Raw genomic sequence first — 26663 nt, forward strand, 5'->3', positions numbered from 1 at the left:
CGGGACGAACGACCGATCCTGCTTCGCGTAGTCAGCGAACAGTTGTAGAGTGTCGGCAGCGGCGAGCGATCGCCAGCGAACCAATTCAGAGTTATCCACAGCCTTGTGATGTATCGAATCCTCCCCCGGCCCCCCACCTGCTACTCGTCTCATAGAGACAGGATTTTGCTGCATATTTCAGGTAATAGATCATACGCGCCAAAACACCTTCTGCGCGTCACCGACGCGACCAGCCGACACCCGGAGCGCGATGTGCTCGTGCTCCTACTCGGATTCACGTGCGGTATGCGCGTGTCAGAAATTGCACAAATCGAAACGGCCGACGTGCTGCTGCCGTCTGGCCGTCTCCGCGAAGAAGTCAGCTTGCGAAGCGCGATCACCAAAGGCTCGAAAGCGCGTTGCGTCTATCTTAGTCATCCCAAAACTGTCGCGGCCATAGAGCGGTACATCGAGTGGCGCTGGAAGCGCGGCAAGGCCACGGCGCTCGACCGGAGCAAGTGGCAGGGACTTATGCCTAAGGTTCCTCTCATCTTGACGCACAAGGGCACACGCTACGAGCTGAGCGTGAAGCGTCGCGTCAACTACGACGGCGAGGTGGTCGATTATCTGGCCGCCGACAGCCTTCAGAACTATGTGACCGGGCTGTATCGCGCCGCAGGATTCGGGCGAGGGTTTTCAAGCCACTCGGGCCCTTATGCTAGTGAAGGAAACGTAATATTTGATGTATCCCACGGGTCTTTGCTGAGGCGTAAGCCCCTTTCTATGGTTCGAAAGCAGCAAAGATGCTAGTGCATATTGCAATGCATCTGGATATGTCCGTGAACAGAATCGCCTTAATTCTTATTCGCAAGGCAACCGGAGGGCGTCAGTCTGCCTTCGCATACCACTAAGAGTTAATCCGCCGCAGTGTGGGCAAACGGTGCAGAAGTGTGGGCAACGGCTGGTTGTTGTCCACACGGTCGCAGAGCGATCTGCACGGTTCGTCCATACGGAGGTGGCCTCTCGCGTGCGGGCGGAATTGTTGATGGTCCGCCGTGACGAGAGACGTCAAATCCGGGGTGCTCGTGTGTGACGGGCGGGCGAGTTGTATCGGCGCCCTGCAGGCAATATCAAGAGGGGAGTGTCGCGATAAAAAGCTGATGTGCAGCCGGGTCCGGAACGAGTTCCGGATCAAACTTGGCTTTCACGTAGAACAGCATCGATTGCCTAAGGTTCAGAGTCGCTTCCATGCTCGTCGGCGGCAGATCATACTCCGCCGCAATGGCCTGCCGCTTTCCCGGTCCGAGATCAGGGTTGGGCGTTACCACTACCTCGACAAGGGTGTGCCACTTCTGATCGCGCGCTGAATCGATTTCGCTCGGCTTGTTGTGCCGGGTAGCGAGTATTCGCCCCAGTACAAAATCCAGGAATTCTCCCCGCGTGTGGCAATACGCGCGCACATGCCACCGCTCTCCGTCGGATGCGAACGCGTGCGGCGAAAGCCATCGCCACGTCGGCTTATCCCCCGTCATTGACTGATACTGAACCTCGATCTTCTGGCGTTCTCGCACCGCTGCCACCATCGCCAGCAAAACGTGTGGCGTCGCACGGCGCTTCGGCAACGGCCAGGTGGCGACAGGTATCAGTGGTGACGGGATTGAAGTGAACTCGTCGAGCGTGACAGGCTCAATGAGCTGGGGGCGAAACCCCGGTAGAGGCAAGTAGCGCTTACGCGACTTGTTGTAGTCCATGTTGCCCGGATACCGCTCCATGTAGACGCGAAAATCCATCGCGGCCTGGACGGGGTTTATGCCGAAGGTATCAACCAGATCGGCGCGTTGCAGCTCTCCCCTCCAGAACAGGCAGCGTTCGACGTGCATCAGCCGCTGAAGCACGGTCAGTGGTAAGTCGTCTGGGGTGGATTTGTTACGTTTCTGGGGCATGTGGGATCGTTCAATGCGCCTACATTGACAAGCCTATCATCGTAGGGTTAATCTGCACAATATGTTGTGTAATGCAACCCATGCATCCGAACTGAATTGTGACGAACTCAGGAAAAACCTCACTCCCGCATGACGTCAGACTGATAGCGGCGGTATCGCGGCTCATCGACCTTCATCAGAGCCGTGGAGAGACCGAGGTATATGTCCCGGAAGCTCCGGCGCGGGCGGGCTATCTGTTGGCGCTCGCGCTTCTGCTGCTAGATACCCTACGTGAAATCGAGATGGATCGTGGCCCGAGCTTTGTGCCCATAGTCGACGTAGCTACGGTGCTCCGCCGTCGGGTTGCATCGGTCACGGCGGCCGAGGTCGATCTCGTCATCGAGTCCCTCGCCAGTGAGCGAGAAATCCGATTTGGTGTTGAGGATGGGAACGGGGGAATCGACTTCGGATTGACCAAAGATTCCACGCCTTTGCTCGAAAAGGCTCGCGGATTCGGTCAGATCCAGCTCTCGGAAAATGCGCGGCTGCTTTTGCGGGTCTCGGCCATGAAGGACAGTTGGCTGTACAGCGACATCGACGCGGACAAGCTGGTAAAGGCCATTGAGCGTGGCCAGTTCGGGGACGTCCCGCGCTTTTGCAAATTGATGGTGCTTGACATCGCGTCCAAGCATAAACAGCTCACGTCCGCGATGGAGCGTCCAACGCTCGCCGACATTCGAGATCTTCTTGTCGAAAATGGGGCAAACATTGCTGATTCGCTTCGCGAAGCGGCAGACGTCGTCAAGCGCGCTTGCGCATTGATCTTTGATCAGCGAACGCGAGAGGATTTTGATCGCTGGGTGACGCGAAATGGCATCTCGTGGTCAATCGGGAATGTGCAGACCGAGATTGAACTCGTGATGCAACACGTGGAGGCGCTCTCGCGCCGATTCGTCGGGTTTCTCGAAACCGCTCAGCGCGCCAGAGCTGTTGGGGGCGTCGGTGTTCAGTTTCTGAAAACTGCTGATAGCTTGAGTTCCGCTTCGCGGGTGATTGATGTCGAACAGCTCTCGGCCATTCTTGCGCGTTTTATGCCGTGGGCGGTGAAACCCGCTTACTTTTCGCCAACGCAGATGGTTGGTTCCGTCGATTTCGACTTGCTGACTGAAACCACGGAGAGCCGGCAGACGTCTAGCTTCACGCTTGATCCAGAGAATCAATTGAGTCATGGAAGATTGCTTGATTTCATCCTCCGGAACCGAGCGTTGATCATTGATCGACTTAAGACTGGGCCGGCAACATTCTCGGAGCTGATGACAACCATGGGCTTCGTTACGGAAGCCGGTGAAACACCCATCGATTTTCTCGGCGTCTACTCAGCGCCGGAGCATCTCGACGGGGAGCAGTTTTCAATCGCTGTGGGCCTGACTGGTGAGCGTTTCGACGTCCACATTGGAAATGAGCGCTACGCGGGATCCGATCCTCTCATCGTACTCACGGAACGCACGGTTTGAGGCCCAATGCACGTTATAGCGCCGACGCGCTACGTTAAAAAGTGGAGGTGACCAGTGAATCACGGTGAAATGGGGGTGGTCTTCGCGTATCTATTTCGTTGGAGAGAAATTGCTGGCAACCCCCCTGATCGATCTCTTCGAGACGGCGAGAAAGACGCCGCGCGTATCCTTGCGGACTGCAATACGGTGGCGCTCCAAGAATTTGAAGAGTTCCTGAACGTCCAAGGATTTTCGCTAGTCGATCGAGACGCTATCGAATTCGGTGTACCGCCCAAAGCAGGTGTACCGAACACGATTTGGGTTCTTACGCGAAAGCGAGGGGAGCCCATAGCAGGATACATCGACGATCGGTGGTATGTCGACGCGATGAGAGACGGGCGCGGGGGAGACCGGGACGCTCGAAAACATGAAACGATATTCTGGACCGCCCGTTTGTGGTTGACGCTGCAATACTTCTTTTACGAGAAGATCGATCGCCCGCCGTCAGACGTGCAAGCATACAGGGAAGCCTTTGTGTCGAAACGACTCTTCATTGATGAGCTTTCGGATGGCATCGAAAAAATGGGCAACGCCGGTCGCCCAGATGGCGATGCTGGAACCGTTTGGGACCACTTCTGGAAGGACAAAGGGAAGATATCGGCCTGGGCCTCACGCTTCCTGAGAGTCATGGAGGATGCGGGGATGATCGAGCCAACAGGTAACCGCGATGAGTGGCGGCAAACCATCTTGGCCGCGATTGAAATGGCCGATTCCGCATCGCATGAACTCGCCTACCTGATGCCGCCTAGCTCCACAGAAACAACAAGGGAAACCGCCGCGCTTTTGCGCGGCGACTCTTCGCTCGCCAACCACGCAGCTGAACGGTAAGAACGGGATCAGGTCGCCATGCCGCTCATCAATCGAATCGAAGTATCGAATTTCATGAACCGCCGACGGGAAGATCCGTGGCGGCCCGACTGGACGTTGCAGGTATTCGAACTCGGCGGCTGGAACGCCGCAATCAATATGCCGAACGGCGGGGGCAAAAGCACCATCGTTCATACGATCCTGGCAACGCTCGCGGCGGACAAGAGCATGAGCGACGTCCGGAAGAGGCATTTCGCGCCCTTATCTACCGGTCACTATTCTCACGTGCGTATCGAGACCTATATCCGTGTGGATGACGAATCGCCGGTCGATCTTGTTGTGCAGGGCGGCGGCGATGCTGGAGGCTATCCTATGGTCATCGGCGTGTATGGCAACTCCGGTGAGACCGGTACATGGCGTGTGTATGCCTATCAGGGGACGCTCGAAGACTGCCCGGTCGGGCGCAAGGTTGACAACCGCGTGACGCTAATTGGTAACGCGGCGTTTCTCGAAAAACTGTCTGTTATGCCCGGTTGCTTTCCAGCGACGCAACGAGAGGCTACCCGCTCTAATTGGCGTGAGTACGTTTCCACGCTGTTCGACATGCCTGGCATTGAGCAGCAGTTGGTGTATCAAAAGGCAAAAGGCGCTGAAGGCAGTAGCGGCTATTTCGATGCGAACCCTGGCCGAGGGGACTTTTCCGAGGCGGTGTTCTACGAGCGATTGGCCCCGGAACTGCTGGTCGACATGATGAGCAGCTTCGAGGAGTACTCCGACGAACGCGGCATCGAGGACACCATTCACCAAAAGGTGCAGGGCATCATCAAGGCCAAGGCGCGTACGGCCAGGACCGCAGACGATCTGGAGAAAACGAGTCGCCTCCTGGGCGAACTCAGGCGGATTCAAGTCAAGGCCGATGATGTCGAGTCAGCGTTGGCATCTGCGAGTCGCGCGATCGCGGAATATTCGCTGCAGCACGCGGCACTTCGAGCAATTGCAGTCGAGAATCCAGTACCCGGTATCCCCACGCTTCCCCCTGACGATGCGCCGACCGTGGTGCGATCGATGGTCATGCAGGGTGGAGAATGGTATCTGCCAGACCGGGGTTTCGAGGTGCTTACAGGAGATAAGCCCTCGGCGATCAACCAGCGCGCGGACCGGCAGAGAATCCGAAGTGAGGCCGCAACAACGTCGCAAGTCATTGATTTTTATTGTGATCTTAAGCCGACAGCTGATCGTGGACACCCGAGCCGCCTGTACCGGCTCGATGCCGCCTTGGCGCTACTAGCGGCGACGACGCATTTCACGGGCCGATACACTCGTGAAACGGCCATTGAGTCTGTCGCGGCGGCGTTCGCGTGGGCGACGCAGCACGGCGACACGAATCCGGCGAGGATTGAGCTGCTGAAGGTCAAGGACCAGGAGCGCAAAGCCAACGCCACACGAGGCGACATGGCGCTGCGACGGAATGCCTTGAACGAGGACAGCCAGAAACTGCGAGAAGAGCAGCAACGGATCGGCGAGCAGCAGAGCGAATACCGACGAATGGTCCAAAGCGGGCTCTTTTCGGAGCGGGAACTGGCAGCGCCGGGCGAAACCGGCCGCTCGGCTCATAAAGAATTCGATGCCGCGGAACGGCAACTCGTCGACCATCGAGAAAAAGAGATTGCCGCGAGACAGGTATTTAACGACTGGCTCGCATTCACGGGTGAGCACGGAGCCGACGCCGACCCTGCAGAATTTGCGGCCATGCTCGAATCCACTCTAGAGAATGCTGAGATTGCCCTCCAGGAGAACGGCCTGGCTAGCGACGAGGCGAAGCAGCGGGCAAAGCACGCCAACGGCCGGGCGAAGGAGCAAGGCGCGGCATACGAAGCGCTTGCAAAGGTGGCGGAGCGCCTGCAGCAGCGTCGCCCGCTCGCAGAGGTCTTTACGGCCCTGTTCCCGAATGAGAATCCCGTTGGGTTGGCCCAACGGGCTGTGTCGGAACATCAAGACACACTTGCGCGTTGCGCAAATATTCAGGTGGCACGTGCTCGAATGTCGGAGCCGTTGGTGGCGCTTGAGGCGTTCAGGGCGACGTGCGGTGCTCAGAGTATCCCCGACGCGTGGTTGCACGCCCGGTCGGTCGAGCGCGACGCCCTCATGGGCGAAGTTCATCTAATGGAGGGCGACCTGCGCGACCTCGAAACGCGCCGGAAGGACTTGGACCAAGCCGTCGTCGCGCCCGGCAAGGTCGCCCGTGAGGTGCTTTCGCTGGCTGGAGACGATACGCAGCCGCTACACGCAGTGATCGAACGCATGGCACTTCCAGACGAGCGGAAGGCGAGCGTGCTGTCGATGTTCTCGGCGCTGCTGTTTTCGCCAGTGTACGAAGACGCCGAGCGTGCTGCGCAGGTTGCCCGCGATCTTGCTCAACGCGGCATCGAGGCGCCCGTTTTTGTTGCGGCAGAGTTGGCAAATTTCTGTCTCACGGCCGAAATTGAATGGGACGGGGCCGTTGCAAAGACGTGGCTGATCGGCGTCAGGACCCGACCGGTCGACTGCCTTCTCGACCCGTCGCTTGTTGAGCGCGAGAAACGCGTGCTTGACGAGAGGGTCTCCGAGCACAGGGGGCAGATTGAAGCGCGCAAAAAGCGGATCGCGGAACTCGATCCGGGATCGGAGACAGCCGTAGTTGCACGCCAGGCGAGTGAAGCACTCAGCAAAGGTTATCCGAACCAAGATGCTGCACTCGCGGAAGACCTTGTCTCCCTCCAGCGCGACTTGCCCCGCCTTGAACGGAGGGCCTCGCCGGATGCCATGGCAGCGATCGAAGCCGCTATCGAGTACCGAGGGATCCTCGGAGACAAGACCGAAGTGCACTTCGAAATCGAACTTGCCCGGCTCGATGAAAGCGCCAGACTGGCAAACGAAGAGGTGGAGCGTTGCGAACAAGATGTCCAGCGCCTCACTAACGCCCGCGACGCATTTCAGTCTGCCCTGCGGAACGCGCAGGTCGCGGCCACCGCTATCCCGAAGCTGAAACAAATCGACGCGTTCGTCAGGGACGGCGGCCCGTCGTTCATGACCGGTGCACCCGCTGAACAGCAGAAACTGGACGCGGCACACAAGACCGCCCAGGCCCGGAAGGCGTTCCGGTTTGATCTGGCGGAATACTTTGTCAAGTCTGGCGACCGACGCCCGCGCGAAATCGAGGAGCGGCTTAAAGTGATCGAACCCGAGCGCGATCACATCGTCAACGTGCTGATTCCCGAGATCGAAGCAAGTCTTTCTGTGCTCGGTGAGCAGACGCAGACGCTAGTCGTCGTCGCAACCAACATTGACAATTTCGTTCACGATCTGCGGCGGAAGTTCCGCGAGGTGTCGGCCGCTCGGTGTGCGCCGCAAGACGTTGATCCCGAGGCGTTGACGGCCCATCCGCTGTTGCAGGCGATGCGTGCCGTGCGACGCGCGGACACGGCGCTGGAGGCGGGAAATGCCGTGCTGGCCTTGCGAGGCCTGATCGACGAAATCGATACAGCGGTCCTGAGACACGGCGTGGAGACCGCGCAACGTTCTTGTGATCGTGCCCAAGCCCAGTTGTCGAGCGAGATCGACAGAGTGAAAGGTGATTCCGCGATCAGCATGAGCGAGTATATTCGCATCGGTCTCGAAAGGGGTAAGGATGACATCGCGGAGTTGGCGCGCATGATCGCCGCCACCGAAGAGAGTTACGGGAAGAGTATGGCCGCGAACGAGACGGCGAGGCGACACCTCGACGACGAGTGGTCCAATATCGGTGCGTGGCTAGAAATTTTCACGCGACGGTTACCCGGAAATTTCGAGACCATGCGCGCAGTATTCAAGCCATCGCGAGACGCCGTTTCAGGGGAGATTCTTTCGGCTGGCTTCGACATCACGGCGCGAATCGCGGACACCAACGACGTGCGCGCGGTGCTCACAGGTATCGTCGACAAGGTCGAGAAGGCCGAGAAGGGACTCGAAGCCCTTGGCGATGTCGATGTGCGCAAGGCGCAGTACGACCGGGATATGCGACGGGACATCCGGGAGGAGTTCTATCGCAACGTGATTATCGAGCCTCGAATCAAGGTTTGCATTCCCTCAATCAGCAGGCGTCCGTTGAAGCTGGAAAAGAACATGGTCTCCTCTGGACAGGGGGTTGCCATGACTCTGCTGTGGATCGTCAAAATGGCCGACTACGTAACGGAGCGCGAGTTGCAGATGCAGAACGTGAGCAGTGCGCAGCGCAAGCGTGCCCGGCGGCTGCGGACGTCGTTTGTGTTCATCGACGGGGCGTTTTCCCACCTGTCCGACAAGCGTTTGATTACCGACGCGCTGGATGGCGTGAAGCGCACACGCGGAAAGTTCCAGCTAATCATCACGGGCCATGACGCCAATTACAAAAACGATTTCGCCTATTTTCCGTCGTACATCGTTGGGCGCGAAATCGGCGGCAATTTGATGTATGCCGAGAGTGAGACACGCAAACTGCTTGAGCCTGAAGCCGTTGGAGCACACGCCGGCGTGATGGAACTTGCGTCGTGGCAGAAGGTACCGGAGACCCTAGCATGACCCGGGATGATGACATCGTCGCCACACTGCGAAAGCTGATGACCGGTCGCGACAGCCTTCAACCAAGAGGACTGATCGAGCGGATTTCGAATGTGTCGGGCTTCGCTCCAATTGAGGTGAAACTCGCGCTGGGAAGACTCGCGAGGCGGGGCGTCGTTCAGGGTGTATCCGCTCGCGGCGATACCCTGGCTCGGGTCACGTTGAGCGTTGCCGCACCGGCTTCGAAACTTCCTGATTCGCACGTCCGATGGAGCCATGCGTTGAGAAACAGCGGGTTGTCGGAGGATGAAGCCAGCGCGTTAATGCCGTGTCACGATCGGCTCGCCGATTTTTCCGAGGCGGATCTTGGATCCCTGATTCAGGGACTGTTGCGGCTGCGCGCGCGGCAAGCAGCCGAGCGCGGTGTGCCCGCGTTCGTTCGTTCCGCGCGTCACCTTCTCGGGTCGTCGAAGCTCCTCGGGAGCTTGCCCGCGACAGCACTGCGAGGGTTTGGGATCGAGGTGGATACCTTTCCGAATGCGCCTGCGTACATTGTCGTCGCGGGCCCTGAGTCGCCTGAGGCTGTGCTGTTGATCGAAAATCCCCATTCGTTCGAGGAGGCGCTGGCTGCGGGGTGTGCGGATCGCATCGCGCTCGTCGCGACGTACGGTTATGGGTTGTCCCGGTCTGGCGAGGCCTACGGCAATGCGCTCGTAGAGTCTGTCGGCGCGGGTGCGTCACTGATCCCCTTGGTGCGGCGTGGCAATCCGCCGGTACCCGACGTCCTGTTCAGGCATCCACGCATTTTCTTCTGGGGCGACCTCGACCGCGAGGGGTTGCGAATCTACGGTGCGCTCCGCGCAAAAATTCCGGCAGTCCGGTTGAGCGCGATTTATGGTCCACTGTGTGAATTCGTAAGGCAGGGGCAGTCGCATCCGTATTCCAAGGCTGCAGCCAAGGACACACAGCGGGATGCCGGTAATGTGCCTGAGGATGCGATCACGTGTGTCGCGCTGTGCGAGTCTCGCGCAGTCGATCAAGAAATCGTACCTCGGGAAGAGATCGCGCGGTTGTGCACATGTGCGTTTGAGGACGTCAATGAAACCGTCTGACTTCAAGATTGGCATGGAATTCATCTGCGGGCCGTTCTGGTGGCGATGCACCGATATTGGAACTCGCACTGTCACCGCGATCCGGCTTGTCGAAGATGATTCGGTCTGGTACGAAGGTCCGCCCTACATGATCGAAGAAGTCGTGCTCGATGAAGCGGAGTTGGACGATGCGCATCTGACGGAAGAAGACGCTATTCGCGCTTCCATTGACGAAGCGGATACCTCTTGGCCCCCCGGTTTTCCCCAAGAAGCGGTGATGCGGATGATGGACGTCAGCATTGAAGGCGAGCCCTATCCTCGAAAGCCGCTCCTCCGTTTCAATCGATTGCGCGCGGACGGTGAGATCTTGCACCCGTACGCCGGACGCAAGGTGCTCGACGGCTGGCTCGTCTGCCTCTATCTGCCGTTCACTCAGGAATGGGCGGAGATACCAGAGCGGGAATTCTTAGACCTTACGATTGCAGGTGAAGCCGTTGTGCGCGAGCGCACTAATCGACAATGACGTTGAGACGTGAAACAGCTCGGTACCACACTGTGGTGCATACGTTGGTGCGCCTCGCGGGTCGGAAGGATGCGCGAACATACGTGCTATACCTCATTGGGCACGAAAGAGATTCTCCGCAGGCAATGATTCCGCTCGTGGAGTATGTCTTGGAACAGGGGCGATCAAGGTCGATCGCGTGGCAGCAGGGTGTGGCGCGGGCTGTTGGCCTTTTTATCGACTTTCTGTGTGCGAACCGGGAGGCGTTTTCCCATAGGACTGAGCGCCCGGAAGTCCTAGCCGAATACGCCGAGGCGCTTGTCGGTGGCACCGTTGGTCTCGATGGTAACGATCCATCGGGGCTTTACTGGGAGCCTCGATCTCTCTCTCGTGCGACGGTCCTGCTTAATGCGCTGACGGCCTTCAGCGACTGGCTTGTAAACCGGAAGGCGGCGGTGCCACTTAACCCGTGGAAAGAAGCGTCGATTGCGGACCAGGTAGCGTATTGGCGTCGCTTCGATCAACGTCGTGCACATTCGTTGCTGGCGCACACATACGGGCGGGACGCGGCCGTCGAGCGGTCGAAGCTGGTGCGCTCCGTATCCGTCAGGCGCAAGGCGCTCTTGCATGACGTTGCGCCGGCCAAGTTCTTTCCTCAGAACCACATTTATCAGCTCATCGCAGAGGGCTTTCCGATTCGAGGAAAATCGAAGGCAGCGAGCGCTGCACGAACGGATGAATATCCGCGACATGCTCATCTCCGTGCTGTTGCACGGGGGTGGTCTTCGGGAATCGGAGCCCTTCCATCTGTACGTGAGTGATGTCGCAATCGATCCACGAAACGCGAAAAGTGCACTGGTCCGACTCTACCACCCCGAGCAGGGCAAAGCGCCTGACGACTACGTGGACCCCGTTGCGCGCAAGGTGCTCGATGGGGACCGTGAGGAATACCTGCGTGTTAAATGGCAGATGCAACCGCGGAATCTGGTGCCGGGTCGGTTTCACGCGGGCTGGAAAGATCTGAAGCTGACCGACGGCCGAGCGAAGTACGCGCTCGTGCACTGGTTCCCATCGTACTGGGGCGAAGTGTTTCTCGCGCTCTTCAAGATTTACATCACCAAGGTTCGCAGTCGCCATTGTGCTCACCCGTTCCTGTTCGTAAGCCAGAAAGAAGACGTCGCTGGTGCCCCCTATACCGTGGATTCATTCAGGCAGGCCCACGCCAAGGCAGTGAAGCGCATCGGTCTGGTCCCGGGAAAGGCGTTCGGTACGACACCGCACGGGCATCGGCATGCGTATGCACAGCTAATGACCGATGCTGGTGTTCGCGACGAGGTTATCCAGGCGGCACTGCACCATAAGGCTCCGGAATCCCAGCGGGTCTATAAGGAGCCGACTGCCGACAAGGTCAATTCGGCGCTTCATGCAGCGGGCAACCGGCTGTTCAAGGAAGAATCCACGAAAATTTTGCAAGGCATGGGGTTATGAGCAGATCCTATCTCCAGACGGACCAGTACACGACCATTGTTTCGCCGCTGACGGGAAACACGTTATACCGAAACGACAGCGACGACTGCTATCTTGTGTCGCCCGCCTTCGACGGCTCGAAGGCGGCGACCATTTGCGATCAGATTGTTCGCGGCTGGACTTCGGCTGACTGGTGGCAGCATGCTGCTGGCACAGAATATGAAGGTCCGTGCACGCGCCTCATCGGTCTGGCGAGCGTAGTCGACTTCATTGAACGCTTCAACGACCTGATTAGCGTTTTGAACAGGCGTGGGCCGAAAGATGGCGCGATTTCGGCCAAGACGGGCCTGCGACGGCGGGTCATCGAACTGACCTCCTCTCTGTGGGAAGCCGACCTTCTGGCCGCGCCTCCGCACTTGCCGTTTCAGCGGCTCACCGTGGATATAGGAATCATCGAATTCGGTCCGCATGCAGCGTGGATTCGTGAAATATCGGAGGTCAGTAAGAGCCTCAACGAGGCTTACCGTAGGCAGGCGTCATACGGCATGTGGCGTCTTGCCATGACGGCAATCGGCGTGCGGGAAGCGGGAGATATGACGCCGGGCGTGGTTCGGATGGAAGCGGTCGACAAGTTCCGTGGCCGGGCGATTCGATCCATTCGCCCGTTGCTGGCCGTGCAGCGGCGGTTGTATGGCGCAAAACTCACAATTACTGAACACGACTGGGGTGTAGGACGCGGGAGGCCACGCCCCGTATTCGATTTCTCTTCGGTCTTGCAATCGGACCCCAGTCTCGTGGAATGGCAGACATTGCTGTCCAATTGGATGGCAAACGACGTGACCGGCGGCGTCGCGCCCAAGCGTGATGCGCTCACCGTATTTTTTCGATACCTGCTGGCATGTCCTGCGGTTACCCGCAGCCCCGTGGAATATGTCTCGCGAAGCTATAACATCCCGGTCCGCTACGAGGAATGGATTGATGAACAGCGTCTTGAGGCGGGGACTGCGGCTAAGCGCATCGGATCCATGGCCGGATTCTTCGACTGGTATGTCGATGTCCGGCTGGCCCTAGAAGACGACATCGGACGGCCAGTCCGGAATCCACAGTTGTTCAACCCGATTGCAAGACGGAAAGAGGTGCCGAAGCGAGCTGAAACGGCTCGTGACGCTCTGCCTATCAGGTATATCCGGGAGCTGATTCACGTCATCACCCATGACGACTACGCGTGGGCCAAAACCTTTCGAGAGGACCACATCAAGCGATTTCATCCGGTTACCAAGCAATGGGAGACCGTATGGAGCCCGGTCAGGGCGTACGCGATGCTTCTCAAGCTGTTTTTACCGCTTCGCACCTACTAGGTGACTATGCTGGATAGCGGAGAGGCGGATTCCTTCACCTATTCCCACGGTCGTTGGGACCGGAATCTCGGCGAGTTAGCTCCGCAGGGCGCGGCTTTGGTGCGGCGGGGCTTTCTGAGGCGCTACCAGGATACAAATACCGGGAGTGAGTTCACCGGGTTTTACGTCAACACCAATAAGACGGCTGACCGCTTCAAAGATCTCAATGATAAAGGATATGAAATACCCTGGCAGCACGACGAGGTGATTCGATTGATCGATGAGCTTGTTGCGTGGCAGAAAACGTTCAATCCGATCCACCACCCCACAAAGTGGACGGATCTCACCAATGCGAACGTCACGCGAAGCCATACGAAAGCGCAGATGATCGCCAGAGGGGCAAGTTGCTTCCTTTTCCGAGACCCAATCCGCTCCAGCAAGGATCATCCGATCTACACCGGGCGCTTGCTGACTTTCTGGCACGCTTTACTGGACGAACTCGAAAAACGCGTTGAAGCGCGCGGGGAGACATTGCCCAATGGAAAGCCTATCCGGTTCATCGAAAAACGCGACGTGCGCGGTAACCCGCGCGTGCCGATATTCGATCTGCACTCGCTGCGAGTTTCGATTCTTACGGCCTTTTCCGTTGAAGGCGGCGTGCCGCTATCCATTCTTAGCAAATGCGTAGCCGGACACGCAAGCGTACTCATGACGCTCTACTATCTGAAGCAGGGGCCGTCATATATCTCGCAGCAGCTCGCTGAAGCGCAGGCCGAACTGCTAGGGCACGAGCAGGAAAACTACTCACGCTTTCGACAGGATTGCGATCTCGCCAACGCGGAATCCGTTGTGGCGTTCAATGACAAGGTCGGCTTACTGGCGGCGCAGGAGCGTTCGGCGGCCGGGTGGCTCATCGGCGACCTTGGTATTTGCCCGGTTGGTGGTTCACTTTGTGACGTCGGCGGCCCGAAACTGACGGGAGAAAACGGGAGAAAGGACTTTCAGCCGACGCCGGGCGGTCCGCGCAACTGTGTTCGCTGCCGGTTCTTCCTATCCGGCCCTGCGTTCTTGGGCGGGTTGGTCGCCCACTTCAATTCCGTGGGGATCGAAGTTGTCGAAGCCAGCGAGCAATTGCGCCGGATGCAAACTGACATCACCACGGCCGAGAACGAGATCCTCAACGACGGGGCTGAAGAAGCGGCGTCATCGACCTACCGCCGGCTCGATGCCCTCTACAGTCGCCGTGAAACGGCTATGACGGAGCTTGATGTTCTCGCGCACAACTGGCACGCGACCTACACGTTGATCGAACGCTCGAAAGCAATACTTGCAACGGCGCCGGAGAGTGGTGAGCCCGGTAAATCCGTTCGCCTATTGGCGACTGTGGATCTAACTGATGTCGCGACAGCCCTCGGTGAGGCCCGCCCGTTCGATCTGTACAACAGCGTGTGTCAGCACGCTACCGTGTATCCGGCCCCTACGGTCCCCCGGGCCACGCTGCGTCGAGGCAGATTGCTAGACGCCATGCTTGCCCGAAACCATCGGGAGCCGATTTTTGCTTCGCTCACGGACGACGAAGCGCTGGCTGTGGGCAACGAACTCGTCAATTTCCTCTATGCCCGCCTCGGTTACAAGGAGACGGCGTGCTTGATCGAGGGCAGCAGGCTGCTTGAGGCGAGCGGCATTGCCGATGACATGGATGTGATGTTGACGGAGCGCATCGGCGCGCCGGTAAAACTGTCGACGTTGATTTATCAGGAGCCTGCGCCGCAGCGGGCGGCGCAACTCGCGTTAGAGGGGGACCCCGCATGAACACCAATCCAGCGGCATTACTGGAGCAGCTATGCGGCGCGGCAACCCCTCGTAAGGAACAGTCGCTGCGGCTCGTCTTTGCGATCTGTGAAGAGCAAACTGACCGAGGAAGTCGAGACTATTCTGTCGCCACCATTGGTCGGATTTCGTCCGATCGAGGCGGACCGTCTGCGGCCGCAATCCGCAATAAGCCGGGAGAGGAGTATCGTGCCCTGATCAAGGCTTATGCAGCGTCGGTCGGTGGCAACGACCGCAAGAAGAAAGCGCAGAAGGCAACCGCTGCCGATGAGATTCTTGAGGGAGTCTCAGATCCGGTTCTTGCCGTGCGGATCAAACTTCTGCTGGCCGAAGTCACGTCTCTGCGTGCCCAGCCGCTAGCGACACGGAAGCTGGCAAATCAGACTGCGGTGCTTGACCTGTCGGAACCATCTCACCACGACCAACAGGCGAAAGCACCGAAGGGTTTGAGACTCACGTTTCACGAAGTGACGGCATTGGAGGCAGCGATTAGCTCGGCCACGCTGTCTGACTGGGGATGGATCGTCGACGATACTGGCCGTGTCACCACTGATGCTGTCCAAATCGTGTTCAGGGCCGGCTTCGCCTCCGCAATCCGCAAGACCGTCGATTACGTTGCGGATTTCTAATGTGATAGACACACCGCTAAACTATTGATTTTGCGGTGTTGTTATATCTATCTCTAGCAAAAACGGGTCGCCGGACCTTCGCCAGTCGGCTTGTTGCACAGGGCCACTCGATTGAAACGGTGCAGTTACTGCTGGGCCACGTCCACCTCGATCATGTCGCTCCGTATCTGGAGGTCTCAAAGAAGGCGAAGCGCGAGGCGATTGCCGATCTGAGTGGGGTGTTCTCGGAGGCTTGATTGTCATCCCCGTTGGGGATATAAAGCTAGGAGTGACTTTGACCGTTAAATAGACGCATGACAACGAAGGAAGATCTCTCAGCACTTCCCCAGCAGGAACTGCTGCGCATAGCGATGGATCGGCTGGGCATGTCGCGGGCGGAGTTTGCCGCGCGCTTGAGCATTGCCGTGCGCACGTTGGACAAATGGCTTCTGCCCGCAGATTCCCCGGACGCGCGCACCATGCCCGATATGGGCCGATCCTATGTGCTGGAAATCCTGCAATGGCAGAAAAACCGGAAACCCGCTTGATTATCCCCAATGGGGATATATGCTGACGAATAGTGAACCTCGCTTCGAGAAGCAAATGCCGAATCAAACTGCCGCGCTGCTGAATACTATCGACGCCGACAAGGCAACTCTCGATGCTGCGCGCCCACTGCCGCCGCACACGGTAGCGTCGCTGCGCGAGAAGTTGGTGCTGGAGTGGACGTATCACTCCAATGCAATCGAGGGCAACACGCTCACGCTGCGCGAAACCAAGGTGGTTCTCGAAGGCATTACGGTCGGCGGGAAGTCCCTTCGTGAACACTTCGAAGCGACGAACCATCGCGACGCGATCCTCTATGTCGAGGACATCGTGGCGAAGGGGGAGGCGCTGTCAGAATGGCAGATCCGCAATATACACAGCCTGGTATTGAAAGGCATCGACGATAACGAGGCAGGCCGGTATCGGCGTGAGAACGTCGTAATCGCAGGCGCGAGCACGATCCCGCCTGATTTCCTGCATCTGCCCGCCGAAATGGCCGCGCTTATCGCTTGGTATGAGAACGCGGCAAGCATGCACCCGATCGAGCGTGCTGCGGAGCTGCACACGCGGTTCGTGAAGATCCATCCGTTCGTCGATGGCAACGGCCGGACGGGACGGCTGCTGCTGAACTTCGAATTGATGAAAGACGGTTACCCGCCCGCGATCATCCGCAAAGAGGATCGGCTGGCCTACTACGACGCCCTCGACTATGCCTGCGTCAGTGGTGACTATGGCGACATCACGCGCCTGGTCGCGGAGTCGGTGCAACGCTCGCTTGACGTCTATCTCGACGTGCTCGGGTTGCGTCATTCGCCTGCACCGGCTTCGGCACCGCCGTCGCCGGGTCTCGGGATGTAGTTTGCAATGGCCGGGCACGCATACTATTTCATCCTGGATGGCGCTCACTAGCCGGTCGAGGTAACGCTTAAGCAATGGTCTCGTTGGGACGCCGATCATGCGGTCATCGCGCGGACGGATGTCGGCCCACACGCGCGGGTGCTCACGCGGTGGTCTGGAATGACGGATGACGTGACGATGCCCGGTCCGCCACGGTTCGTGCATTACGTTGATGGGCCAGGAATCAAGGACAAGACGGTCGATACCTTGAGCTATGTTGAGGCACTTGCCAGGCACGAGCGTATTGTGACGTGGCTGCGCGCGCGGGTGGCGCGTTACGAGAAAAACCGGAGTTCATGGAGAGCATGGATCAACTCATCCGCATCACGACCGACGTTGTATTCGCAGCGGTGGTGCTGGGCTCCGAATGGGGCGCGGAGTACCGACTCGACGCCGGTAATTCGAAGGCGGTCCCGGCCGGTTCTCAGATGGAGAGCGGGGGAGCGCCGACAGTCGATGAAGCGCCCCGCGCAGTGAGCGTGACCGGCGCTGCACAGATGGCGATGTTCTAACGAATACGGAAAACGCGATCCATACTGCGCACAGCACCATACACAAAGAATTCATGGACGCTCAACTGCATACGCAACCAGCAGCAACGGCGAATGCAAAAAAGGCGAATACGACGGCGAACGGCAGGATCAAAATGTAGGGAAAAACGCGATTATGGAACTCAACAGTCCGGCCTTCGAGGTCATGCGTGCGGTGGAGAAGCAATTTCCACACGCATGGAGCCAGGCCGACAGCTTGCGCTCCACGCTGACGCGTGGCCGCTATCGGGACGGCAGTATTTTTAGCCGTGCTGAGGCAGAAACGCTTAGCCTGAAGCTTGAGCCGGGCGAAAATCCGTCGCTCCATCCGGCGCTGCTGGGCGCACTGGTTGCGTGGCGTCCGACGCAAGGTGTCTATCGATTCGATCAGACGTTTTACGAGGAACTGATTGACACCGATCTCGAAGGCGACGTGCCGAGCCAACTACTAACGCGCCTGCCAGGCTGGGCCGTCTTTGTAGAAACCCCGTTGTCCGACAACATGTCGTACCCATTACTCGGATTCTGGGCATACCTGTCGCGCCTTGGGACGCAGGACGAGCTTGAATTAGTTGGGATCTGGCGCGAAGAGTCGGCTAAACTTCAAGAGGCCGGGATCAACCCCAGCAGAGATGTGCTTATGTATTCCTTGCCGCTGGGAAACCATCCCGTGCAAGATCTGTTGCAAATGATGTATCAGCGAGCCGACACTGAAGCGGGTCGCCTGCCGAGGAATCTCGCGAATTCCGACGCCTTCGTCATCAACACGCATGTCGTCTCTGCCCTGTTGTCGCTGCTACTTTATCTCTGTTCCGAGAAGCCCGACATCCAGGACTGGAGGCCGGAAACACCCAAATTCAAGTTTTTCGGCGCGACGAAGCGCGTTCTCAACGCGAAGAATCCCCGACAATGGAACGTAGGCATTCGTATGGGCGCGGCACTGAGCCTCGCAAGGCGTGAGGCTTCTGCGCCAGACGGAACGGGTAGCGTAGCCATCGCCGTGCGCCCTCACGTTCGTCGTGCTCACTGGCATTCGTACTGGGTAGGCAAGCGTGGCGAACAATCGATTTCGCTTCGCTGGCTTCCGCCAATCCCCGTCAACGTCGAGCAGGATACCGATCTGCCAGTGGTGATTCACCAAGTAGCATCCGAGTGAAGGAAAAGTAATGGCAAAGGCACAGCAATCGGCGAGAGAGCATACGAGACGCTTGAGCGAAGGGTGTTGCCCAATTCACGGCACGCCGATGCCGCAAATCGGCAACGATGTGATCGACGGGCAACACGTGTACGTTGTTGGCTGTCCGCGTAAGGACTGCGACGTACAGGCGACGGAAACTGAACCATATGGTCCGGCGACCCTTCGTTCTGAGTGGGTGCATCTCATTCAGCCGACGCTAGTTTCATAGGGAAAGCGCTCGCGCCGGGCGCGCGAGCCACGCAGGAAAACGCAAACGCACTATGACAAGTGACATCGACAATAAAGCCACAAGCGGGGCCGCTTCTGGCGGCGAGGTGGCTGGGTTCTGGCGTAGGACGGTCGCGTTTGGTATCGACTGCCTCGTGCTTGGCCTGATTGGCTCGACCCTGGCTTTCCTCTTCTTTGACCAGTTGGCGAAGATTGGACTATGGGGACGATTGATTGGCTTTTTGATCGGTGTGGGCTATTTCGGCTTCATGGAAGGTTTCGCTGGCCGCTGTCAGTCGCTCGGAAAGCGGGTATTGAAGATCAAGGTGGTAAGGCGCGACGCTAATGGAGTCCGCGCGTTGACCTTTGCACAAGCGAGTGCTCGCTATGCGGTCATCGCGATTCCGCTGGTCCTCGGCGGCATCGGGTTCGTCGACTTGCCGGTGTTGAATTCGCTGACTATGGCGTGGCTGTCAACCGCCAACAGACTGGTCGTATTCCTTTGGAGCACGGCGTCTCTATACCTGCTTGCTTTCAACCGGCCATGTCGACAATCTCTGCACGATCTTGCTGTCTCCAGTCTTGTGATTCGTGACTCTGCAAGCGAAGCACGGGTCACCCCCGTTCGCACCCTGCACTGGGTTGTGCTGGGAGCCGTTGCAGGCTTGGTTATCATCGTGAGCCCATTCCTCAATCGATATGTCGCGTCGAAGCTTACCGATATGTATGCGATTCAGCGAGCGACACTGTCGATTCCCGGCGTCCGGCAATGCAGCATCACGGCGAACAGTAGCTGGCATGTAGGAACTGGAGATAAGGCGCGACGGACAGCCATGATTGCCGTTGTGACAAACGCCCCGGTGTTGCTGACAGAGCGCGGTATGCTAGAAATCGCGAAGGCGGCATTTGCAGCGTCGCCAATTCTCGCGAGCCAGGACGCTGTTACGATCGTCAGCGCCCGCGCTGTTGACCTCGGCATTGCAACGTGGCGAACCCAGTATGCAGAGAGCTTTCCTGGAAGCGAATGGGTAGCGAAGATCGGATCTGGGGCCCCCCGCACGGTGCAGTGAATACACTAGAAAACGCTCGCTACCGTATGGGGCTAGCAACAATGAACGATGACAGTTACTAATGCAAACATGTCCGTGAGACGGCCTGCGATCGTCGTAAGCGTGGCACCAGTGACGTCTTGACTGGAGATCGTGATCCTCAGACTGCCGTGCGGAGCTGAGCTGCGACGACCCACGGTGTGAGTTCGTCAATGCGGTTGATGGCATGGTCTGCGATGCGTACAAGCACGTAGCGCAGATACGCCTCAGGATCGATACCGTTGAGTTTTGCGGTGCCAACGAGGCTGTAGATCGCAGCAGCACGTTCGCCACCGGAGTCTGCGCCGGCGAACAGATAGTTGCGGCGGCCAATCGCTACCCCGCGTAACGCGCGCTCGACAGGTAGATTGTCGATCTCCAACTGCCCGTCATCGCAATAGCGTGTGAGCGCTTGCCACCGGTTCAACGCATAGAGGATCGCCCGACTCGTGTCCGATTTGCGCGAGAGCGTTTCCAGCATCGTTGCGAGCCACGCGTGGAATTGATCGAGTAGCGGCCGCGCATGCTCCTGGCGATGGGCACGGCGCTCGTCGGGCGGTTTGCCCCTGATGGTTTCCTCAATCCTGTATAGCGCGCCGATACGCTCAAGCGCTTCGGTGTTCAACGCATTGGGGCGCGCTGCGTGCAATTCGTAGAACTGTCGTCGAGCGTGCGCCCAGCAAGCGGCCTCCGTAACGCGCCCGGTTTCGTAGATTGCCTGGTAACCCCCGTATGCGTCGGCTTGCAGCGTGCCGTTGAACGAATCGAGGTGCTGCTGTGGATGGATGCCCTTGCGATCCGGCGTATAGGCGAACCACACCGCCGGCGGCGTCAGGTCGGCCGATGCACGATCATCGCGCACGTACACCCACAGGCGACCGGTCTTCGTCTTGCCGTTACCCGGTGCAAGCACTGGAACCGGCGTGTCGTCGGCGTGCAGTTTCGTCGCTGACATCACGTGACGACGCAGTGTTTCAACGAGCGGCTGCAGCAGCGTCGCCGCGTGACCGACCCACTTCGCAAGCAGCGAGCGATCAAGCTCGACGCCTTCTCGCGCGTACATGACCGACTGCCGGTAGAGCGGCACGTGGTCTGCGAACTTGGAGACCAGCACATGTGCCAGCAACCCTGGGCCGGCGAGACCGCGTTCGATGGGGCGGCTCGGCGCCGGCGCCTGGGAGATGTGGTCGCAACATACGCACGCAAACTTCGGGCGCACATGACGGATGACCCGGAAGCTGGCCGGCACGTACTCAAGCTGTTCGGCGACGTCTTCTCCCAGCGACTTCATCAGGCCACCGCACTGCGTGCACTTCCCAGCGGATTCGGGCAGGTGCGTCTGGATCTCGCGCGGCAGATGTTCCGGCAATGGCCTGCGCGGCGCCTGTTCCACTGCCGTGCGCAGCGTCTTCGGGATTTCGACCGGCGCAGCGCCTTCGTCGACCTCAAGCTCTTCGAGACGCAGCTCGAGTTGCTCGATCTGATGATCCAGCTTCTCCGACTTGCGACCGAACTGCATACGGCGTAGCTTGGCAATGAGCAGCTTCAGGTGTTCGACTTCGGCAGCGCGCGAAGCCAATGCGGCTTGTTGCGAGTCGACCGTTTCCTGCAACTTGAGCACTTGCGCGTCGCGTTCGCGCAGCGCGGCCTCCTGGCTGAGCAGCATGGCCTTCAGCGTTTCGACATCGTCGGGAAGTGAGTTCGCGCGCGTCATGCAGGCAGTTTACGCGCCAGCAGCGACGTTTACAACGCTGAGGTCGGTCGTGCCGTTCTCGTCGGTTGCCGCCAGTCGATGCCTTCCAGCAGCATCGATAGTTGCGCCGGGCTCAGGCAGATGACGCCGCCGTCGGCTTGAGGCCATACAAAGCGCCCCTTCTCGAGTCGTTTCATCAGCAGGCACATGCCGTCGCCGCTCCACCACAGCACCTTGAGCAGGTCGCCGCGTTTGCCACGAAACACGAAGACGTGCCCGCAGAAGGGATCGCGTTGCAGTAAGGTCTGCACCTTGGCGGCCAGGCTGTTGAAGCCTGAGCGCATGTCGGTCACGCCAGCAGCCAGCCAGACGCGCGTGTGGCTGGGCAGACCGATCATGCTGCTGCTCCCGGCATACCGCGCAGCATGCGCAGCACCAGCATCAAGGTACTTTCGTCAGGTGCGCCTTCAATACGCACCCGGGCGTTGCCGACACTGATTTCGATAGCCCCTGACGGTGCAGTGACCGGCGCCGGAGTCGATGCCGGCGGCGCTACCTCGGTCAGCGCTGCATCGATCTTTACGGGAAGCAGATCAACGGGATCGTATTCACCCGCGTGCAGCGCCCGACGCCATTTGAACACCAGGTTCGTGTTCAGCCCGTGTTCCATCGCCAGGCGTGCGACCGAAACCCCGGGCTCGCTCGCCAGCCTGGCGATCTCGCGCCGGAATTCGAGCGGATGATTCGGTATGCCTTTGCGGCCAGATTTCTTCGGTGCATCTGTTGTCAAAGTAGTCCCCACTACTCGATGAACTGAACCCAAGAAGTTGGACTGTGAACGACTATGCCTTCGCAAATTGAGCTCGGTACTCGACCGGGCTGAACCCCTGCAATTTGATCTTGATTCGGTCGTGATTGTAGTACTTGATGTAGCTCTCAATGCCAGTTCGTAACTCCTCGACGTCTCGGAACTCATTGAGATAGTAGAACTCCGACTTTAGCGTACCGAAGAAGCTCTCTATGGCAGCGTTGTCGAGGCAGTTTCCTCTGCGAGACATGCTCTGGGTAATTGCACGCTCTTCGAGGCGACGTCGATATTCTGGCATCCGATACTGCCAGCCTTGGTCGGAATGCAGGACTGGCTTATCACCGGATTGCAGCCGGTTGAACGCCTTCCCTAGCATTGCGCTCACCATATTGAACAAGGGACGTCTGGCAATCTCATACGACACGATTTCGCCGTTGTAGAGATCCATGATTGGCGACAGATACAGCTTCTGACCGCCCACGTTGAACTCCGTGACGTCAGTCACCCACTTTTCGTTCGGACGTCTCGCCTCGAACCTGCGCTCGAGTACATTCGGCGCTACGTGGCCGAGCTGCCCTCTGTAGGCGCGATACTTCTTCGCCCGAACACAGGACTTCAACTGCAGCTGAACCATCAATCGTCGGACGGTCTTATGATTGACCAAGTGCCCGTCTCGCCGGATGACGGCCGTGATCCGCCGATAGCCATACCGTCCCTTGTGTTGATCGAACAACATGCGAATCTTCACTTTTAGATCAGCATACTTGTCGACCATCTGCAATGCCTTCTGCTGGTAGTAGAAAGTGCTGCGCGCAAGTCCCGCTACCTTCAGAAGGCCTGCAAGCGGATATTGTTGCCTTAGCTCAAGCACGATTTTCGTTCGCTCTCTCGCGCTGACCGCTCGCTCGCTTGAACCAAGGCCTTCAGCTTTTTTAGATATGCATTCTCCATACGGAGACGGTGCAGTTCGTCCAGCAATTCCTGGTGGCTTCTCGCATCACCGGCTTGTTGCGCTTTGTTTTGTAACGCAGCGTTCTTCGTCATCTTCCTGCGACGCCCCCTGGAACCCCACGACAGGGCTTCCGGTCCACCTTCGTTATATTGCTGCTCCCAGCGGCCAATGATGTTGAAACGTCGGATATTGAACAATGCGGCGGCCTGTCGATGCGACAGCCCCTCCTCACGCACTCGCTTCAATACCGAAAGCTTCAATTCGACGCCATAGAACTCCCGCTTCTTCTCGACAACACCGGCTTCACCGTGCGTGCGATAACCAGCGATCCATTGGCGTAGCGATGAAACGTCGACGTTGTGCCGCTGAGCGATAGCCTTCAGCCCGCCCTCGCCTGAACGGTAGTCTCTCACCGCAGCCAGCTTGGCTTGCTCCGTATATTTTCCCATAAACCCCTCGGGTTGATGTCCAACCTTCGGGGTTCAGTTCACAATGTGGTGGGGACTACTCTGGCAACTTCTGGTCAAACCGTCGAGACGGTACGGAGGACTCGCTTACCGATCGTCACAGGCTTGGCATACCTGTTTCTGACGTCCGTGATGACCATGCTGCGCGCATATGACGCGAAGGCCTACATCGGCAAGATGGCGCTCTATGCCGGCAGTGTGTTTCCGGTCGCGGCTCAGTGGAGGTGGCACTGGTTCCAGATCGGGCTGACCGTGGCTATCGCGGTCGGGCTGTTCCGTGGCTGGCGCTGGGCAAGATGGCTCGCACTCGCGGTGTTCGTCGTCGCCTGCGCAATTTCAGCGCCCATTCGGGACGTGCGGGCAGTGCCAGCGTATGTGTTCTGGTTGGCATTGAGTCTTGTGGCCTACGCGCTGCTCTTTCTCACACCGGACGCCAAAGTATATTTTTCCCACACAACCCGGCCCGAGCCGGCCTTCACGTTGCGAGGGGTCCTGAGCACGACCTTCCTCATTCTTGCGGTCTTTACGGCCCATAGCATCGCCTTCGCCGCGTTGTACAAGAACGTGGGCGCCGGGACCGTGTGGGGAAGCTCTGCAGTCTTTTTGCTTCCAGCGCTGCTGTTGAGTGCGCTTGCCCGTTGGGACCTCCAGCGTTCCGCTCGTGAGATCGCAGCGGCATTGCTGGCCGTGACCGTCGCCGTGGCAAGCGTGCAGGTCAGCGTCGTCATCGCACCCCGTGGGTGGTACCCCGATGCCATGCTCCGGGCAGGAGTACTTCATGGTCTGCTTTTGACGGTTGTGCTCGGTATCACCGGTGTTGCGCTCACTGCATGGGACGTACGCGCTCGCAAGTTTGCCGCCCCGTGATCGGCGCAGGTCAGTCTGCGAATCGGAAAACACATGGACGCGGTTGAAGCATGCAAGACGGCACTTCGCGCGAAGATCGAGGCCGACCGGGATAGGAGCAACAGGTACGCTTGGCGTTTCGCCTTGTGGCTCGCTCTTTGGAAGTGGGCCACGATTGTGTCCAGCGGGATTTCCGTCACTCTCGGCATTGTCGCGAGCGTGAAGCCTTTTCCCCTCAATCCGGCTGTTTTCAGCGCCATCGCGGCGGTAACGGCCGGCCTAGCCGCCCTGCAACAAAAGTTTAGCTGGCGAGAACAGTCGGACGCCTATTACGCCCGTGCTGATCGACTGGATAAGCTGCTTGATCAATTGGATTACGAATTGCCTGTCGAAATCACACTGGAGCAAGTCGCGTTAATCTCGCGCCGATATGATGAAGTTCGACGGGAGATCGGGGATCGAATCTTCGCGATAAACCGGCAGGAAGACGCTCGTTGGACCGCAGCACCATCCGCGAAGGGTCACAATGCTTCAGACCTTCCAGATCACACGGTCTGACAGGAAAAGGGGAAAACGATATGGCTGGTAATGGAACCGATCGCACGCGACACGATTACGCGCTTCCAAGTCCGGAGCGGCCACCCCGCCGGGATTGCCCGTTCCGACTCGGCCTCTTCTTGACCCTTGTCGCACCCACATCGATCATGGTTGGCACTGGAAATGCGCAAGCCGCGTGGGTTGCAACGGTTTGTTGTGTGCTATTCACGCTGTTGGTAAGGGCGGAGGACCTTGAACCGCACCGGGAATCGTGGAGGTCGGTTGATTTAAGTTAATGCGGGCACATCAGCGATATTTCTGAGTTGCCCATAGTAGTTTGCCTCAGCTTCAGCGGGCGGGATATAGCCCAGCGGTTCCATCAATCGATGATGGTTGTACCAGGCCACCCATTCCAGCGTTGCAGGCTCAACGGATTCCGTCGTTTTCCACGGGGCGCGCCGATGAATCAGTTCCGTCTTGTACAGGCCGTTGATCGTTTCAGCCAGCGCGTTGTCGTAGCTGTCGCCACGGCTGCCGACCGAAGGCTCGATGCCCGCTTCGGCCAGACGTTCGCTGTAGCGAATGCTGACGTATGGGCCCCCCTATCGGAATGGTGTATCAATGTCCCACCCTCGCCCGGTTGCCGCGCGTACAGCGCCTGTTCAAGTGCGTCCAGTACGAAGTCCGTGGTCATCGACGAACTGACTCGCCAGCCAACAATACGGCGGGCGAATACGTCGATCACGAACGCAACGTAAAGCCAGCCTTGCCACGTCGAAACGTACGTGAAGTCCGACACCCAGAGCTGATTCGGCCGCTGCGCCTTGAAGTACCGGTTGACCCGGTCCAGCGGGCGCGGTGCGCTCTTGTCGGCAATCGTGGTGCGAATCCTCTTGCCGCGAACAACACCACGCAGACCTTGCAGTTTCATCAGCCGACCGACTGTGCAGCGTGCAACCGCAATGCCCTCCCGGTTCATCTGCTTCCAGACCTTCGGCACGCCATAGACCTGCATGTTGGCCTGCCAGACACGCCTGATCTCGCGTTGCAGAATCTCATCGCGTTTCGCGCGGGCACAGCGTCGGGATGGATCACGAAGCTGTGCTGCATGGCGTCGGTAGCCCGACGGGGCAATCCGCAAGACCTTGCAGATCGGCTCGACCCCGAAGGTGTCGCGATGCTGATCGACGAAGGCCTTCAGGACTTGAAACGGCGGTCGAGCTCCGCCTGGGCGAAAAACGCGC

General features: G+C 58.6%; 20 protein-coding genes, 2 pseudogenes and 1 other annotated feature. Of the genes and pseudogenes, 16 read left to right on the forward strand and 6 right to left on the reverse strand.

Features of this window, described 5'->3' with window-relative positions:
- Positions 1 to 108: 108 nt before the first annotated feature.
- Positions 109 to 789, forward strand: a complete 681-nt coding sequence (locus L0U80_RS29110; protein WP_373322330.1) for a tyrosine-type recombinase/integrase — start codon at positions 109 to 111, stop codon at positions 787 to 789.
- Between the two features lie 320 nt (positions 790 to 1109).
- On the opposite strand, the gene L0U80_RS29115 is transcribed toward L0U80_RS29110, so the two are convergent.
- Positions 1110 to 1922 (reverse strand): BrxR family helix-turn-helix transcriptional regulator, encoded by an 813-nt coding sequence (locus tag L0U80_RS29115; protein WP_233874479.1) that lies wholly within the window; start codon positions 1920 to 1922, stop codon positions 1110 to 1112.
- 98 nt (positions 1923 to 2020) lie between these two features.
- Between L0U80_RS29115 and L0U80_RS29120 the strand changes: the two genes are divergently transcribed.
- The 13 genes and pseudogenes from L0U80_RS29120 to L0U80_RS29180 all read left to right on the forward strand — a co-directional run bounded on the left by L0U80_RS29120 (position 2021) and on the right by L0U80_RS29180 (position 20098).
- Positions 2021 to 3415: a hypothetical protein gene (locus L0U80_RS29120; protein WP_233874481.1), complete on the forward strand. Its 1395-nt coding sequence runs from the start codon at positions 2021 to 2023 to the stop codon at positions 3413 to 3415.
- A gap of 54 nt (positions 3416 to 3469) precedes the next feature.
- A complete protein-coding gene (locus L0U80_RS29125) occupies positions 3470 to 4282 on the forward strand; it encodes a hypothetical protein (protein WP_233874484.1) in 813 nt (270 codons plus the stop codon).
- An 18-nt stretch (positions 4283 to 4300) separates the two neighbouring features.
- Entirely contained in the window at positions 4301 to 8836 is a 4536-nt protein-coding gene (locus tag L0U80_RS29130) for a coiled-coil domain-containing protein (protein WP_233874487.1), read from the forward strand.
- Positions 8806 to 9927 carry a Wadjet anti-phage system protein JetD domain-containing protein gene (locus tag L0U80_RS29135; protein WP_233874490.1) on the forward strand — a complete coding sequence of 374 codons (1122 nt, stop codon included), beginning with the start codon at positions 8806 to 8808 and terminating at the stop codon, positions 9925 to 9927. Before L0U80_RS29130 ends, L0U80_RS29135 begins: the two co-directional genes overlap by 31 nt.
- A complete protein-coding gene (locus tag L0U80_RS29140; RefSeq protein ID WP_233874493.1) occupies positions 9914 to 10429 on the forward strand; it encodes a hypothetical protein in 516 nt (171 codons plus the stop codon). Before L0U80_RS29135 ends, L0U80_RS29140 begins: the two co-directional genes overlap by 14 nt.
- Positions 10430 to 11143: 714 nt before the next feature.
- Entirely contained in the window at positions 11144 to 11896 is a 753-nt protein-coding gene (locus tag L0U80_RS29145) for a site-specific integrase (protein WP_233874495.1), read from the forward strand.
- Positions 11897 to 12435: 539 nt separating this feature from the next.
- Positions 12436 to 15024 (forward strand): annotated as a pseudogene (gmtZ, locus tag L0U80_RS29150) (gamma-mobile-trio integrase GmtZ).
- Positions 15021 to 15671 carry a gamma-mobile-trio protein GmtX gene (gmtX, locus tag L0U80_RS29155; protein ID WP_233874497.1) on the forward strand — a complete coding sequence of 217 codons (651 nt, stop codon included), beginning with the start codon at positions 15021 to 15023 and terminating at the stop codon, positions 15669 to 15671. Before gmtZ ends, gmtX begins: the two are co-directional and overlap by 4 nt.
- Before the next feature lie 293 nt (positions 15672 to 15964).
- The gene (locus L0U80_RS29160) at positions 15965 to 16198 is read left to right on the forward strand and encodes a transcriptional regulator (protein ID WP_233874499.1); all 234 of its coding nucleotides are present in this window, start codon (positions 15965 to 15967) and stop codon (positions 16196 to 16198) included.
- Between the two features lie 55 nt (positions 16199 to 16253).
- On the forward strand, positions 16254 to 17054 hold the full coding sequence (locus tag L0U80_RS29165; protein ID WP_233874501.1) for a Fic family protein: 801 nt from the start codon (positions 16254 to 16256) through the stop codon (positions 17052 to 17054).
- Positions 17055 to 17398: 344 nt separating this feature from the next.
- Complete coding sequence (locus tag L0U80_RS29170) at positions 17399 to 17605, forward strand: hypothetical protein (protein WP_233874503.1); 207 nt, start codon at positions 17399 to 17401, stop codon at positions 17603 to 17605.
- 154 nt (positions 17606 to 17759) lie between these two features.
- Complete coding sequence (locus tag L0U80_RS29175; protein ID WP_233874505.1) at positions 17760 to 18779, forward strand: AcrVA2 family anti-CRISPR protein; 1020 nt, start codon at positions 17760 to 17762, stop codon at positions 18777 to 18779.
- Between the two features lie 302 nt (positions 18780 to 19081).
- Positions 19082 to 20098 carry an RDD family protein gene (locus L0U80_RS29180; RefSeq protein WP_233874507.1) on the forward strand — a complete coding sequence of 339 codons (1017 nt, stop codon included), beginning with the start codon at positions 19082 to 19084 and terminating at the stop codon, positions 20096 to 20098.
- 139 nt (positions 20099 to 20237) lie between these two features.
- On the opposite strand, the gene tnpC is transcribed toward L0U80_RS29180, so the two are convergent.
- The 4 genes from tnpC to L0U80_RS29200 form a co-directional block, all read right to left on the reverse strand.
- Complete coding sequence (gene tnpC, locus L0U80_RS29185; RefSeq protein WP_233874510.1) at positions 20238 to 21830, reverse strand: IS66 family transposase; 1593 nt, start codon at positions 21828 to 21830, stop codon at positions 20238 to 20240.
- 29 nt (positions 21831 to 21859) lie between these two features.
- Positions 21860 to 22207 (reverse strand): IS66 family insertion sequence element accessory protein TnpB, encoded by a 348-nt coding sequence (gene tnpB, locus L0U80_RS29190; RefSeq protein ID WP_233874513.1) that lies wholly within the window; start codon positions 22205 to 22207, stop codon positions 21860 to 21862.
- Entirely contained in the window at positions 22204 to 22611 is a 408-nt protein-coding gene (gene tnpA / locus L0U80_RS29195; RefSeq protein ID WP_308444903.1) for an IS66-like element accessory protein TnpA, read from the reverse strand. Before tnpA ends, tnpB begins: the two co-directional genes overlap by 4 nt.
- A gap of 40 nt (positions 22612 to 22651) precedes the next feature.
- Positions 22652 to 24018, reverse strand: a protein-coding gene (locus tag L0U80_RS29200) for an IS3 family transposase (RefSeq protein ID WP_373322155.1) whose coding sequence is annotated in 2 segments (ribosomal slippage) — positions 22652 to 23530 and positions 23533 to 24018 — 1365 coding nt in all. Because the reading frame shifts where the segments join, the coding sequence is not laid out codon by codon here.
- A gap of 150 nt (positions 24019 to 24168) precedes the next feature.
- Here L0U80_RS29200 and L0U80_RS29205 point away from each other — a divergent pair.
- The gene (locus L0U80_RS29205) at positions 24169 to 24903 is read left to right on the forward strand and encodes a hypothetical protein (RefSeq protein WP_233874519.1); all 735 of its coding nucleotides are present in this window, start codon (positions 24169 to 24171) and stop codon (positions 24901 to 24903) included.
- A 33-nt stretch (positions 24904 to 24936) separates the two neighbouring features.
- A complete protein-coding gene (locus L0U80_RS29210) occupies positions 24937 to 25440 on the forward strand; it encodes an SLATT domain-containing protein (RefSeq protein ID WP_233874523.1) in 504 nt (167 codons plus the stop codon).
- A gap of 266 nt (positions 25441 to 25706) precedes the next feature.
- On the opposite strand, the pseudogene L0U80_RS29215 reads toward L0U80_RS29210, so the two are convergent.
- Positions 25707 to 26656 (reverse strand): annotated as a pseudogene (locus L0U80_RS29215) (IS3 family transposase); the annotation flags it as partial.
- Positions 26546 to 26662, reverse strand: a sequence feature (AL1L pseudoknot). (Overlaps the previous pseudogene by 111 nt.)
- Position 26663: the final 1 nt, after the last annotated feature.

The sequence above is a fragment of the Paraburkholderia adhaesiva genome (genome assembly GCF_021390575.1).
GTDB classification, from domain to species: domain Bacteria; phylum Pseudomonadota; class Gammaproteobacteria; order Burkholderiales; family Burkholderiaceae; genus Paraburkholderia; species Paraburkholderia adhaesiva.

What these genes read in the sequence shown, in the direction of transcription:
- L0U80_RS29130 (WP_233874487.1), top strand. Translation starts at nt 4,301, where the DNA reads ATGCCGCTCATCAATCGAATCGAAGTATCGAATTTCATGAACCGCCGA.
- L0U80_RS29165 (WP_233874501.1), top strand. Translation starts at nt 16,254, where the DNA reads ATGCCGAATCAAACTGCCGCGCTGCTGAATACTATCGACGCCGACAAG.
- L0U80_RS29180 (WP_233874507.1), top strand. Translation starts at nt 19,082, where the DNA reads ATGACAAGTGACATCGACAATAAAGCCACAAGCGGGGCCGCTTCTGGC.
- L0U80_RS29110 (WP_373322330.1), top strand. Translation starts at nt 109, where the DNA reads ATGTATCGAATCCTCCCCCGGCCCCCCACCTGCTACTCGTCTCATAGA.
- L0U80_RS29140 (WP_233874493.1), top strand. Translation starts at nt 9,914, where the DNA reads ATGAAACCGTCTGACTTCAAGATTGGCATGGAATTCATCTGCGGGCCG.
- L0U80_RS29145 (WP_233874495.1), top strand. Translation starts at nt 11,144, where the DNA reads ATGAATATCCGCGACATGCTCATCTCCGTGCTGTTGCACGGGGGTGGT.
- L0U80_RS29205 (WP_233874519.1), top strand. Translation starts at nt 24,169, where the DNA reads ATGACCATGCTGCGCGCATATGACGCGAAGGCCTACATCGGCAAGATG.
- L0U80_RS29115 (WP_233874479.1), bottom strand. Translation starts at nt 1,922, where the DNA reads ATGCCCCAGAAACGTAACAAATCCACCCCAGACGACTTACCACTGACC.
- tnpC (WP_233874510.1), bottom strand. Translation starts at nt 21,830, where the DNA reads ATGACGCGCGCGAACTCACTTCCCGACGATGTCGAAACGCTGAAGGCC.
- gmtX (WP_233874497.1), top strand. Translation starts at nt 15,021, where the DNA reads ATGAACACCAATCCAGCGGCATTACTGGAGCAGCTATGCGGCGCGGCA.
- L0U80_RS29160 (WP_233874499.1), top strand. Translation starts at nt 15,965, where the DNA reads ATGACAACGAAGGAAGATCTCTCAGCACTTCCCCAGCAGGAACTGCTG.
- L0U80_RS29210 (WP_233874523.1), top strand. Translation starts at nt 24,937, where the DNA reads ATGGACGCGGTTGAAGCATGCAAGACGGCACTTCGCGCGAAGATCGAG.
- tnpB (WP_233874513.1), bottom strand. Translation starts at nt 22,207, where the DNA reads ATGATCGGTCTGCCCAGCCACACGCGCGTCTGGCTGGCTGCTGGCGTG.
- L0U80_RS29175 (WP_233874505.1), top strand. Translation starts at nt 17,760, where the DNA reads ATGGAACTCAACAGTCCGGCCTTCGAGGTCATGCGTGCGGTGGAGAAG.
- L0U80_RS29170 (WP_233874503.1), top strand. Translation starts at nt 17,399, where the DNA reads ATGGATCAACTCATCCGCATCACGACCGACGTTGTATTCGCAGCGGTG.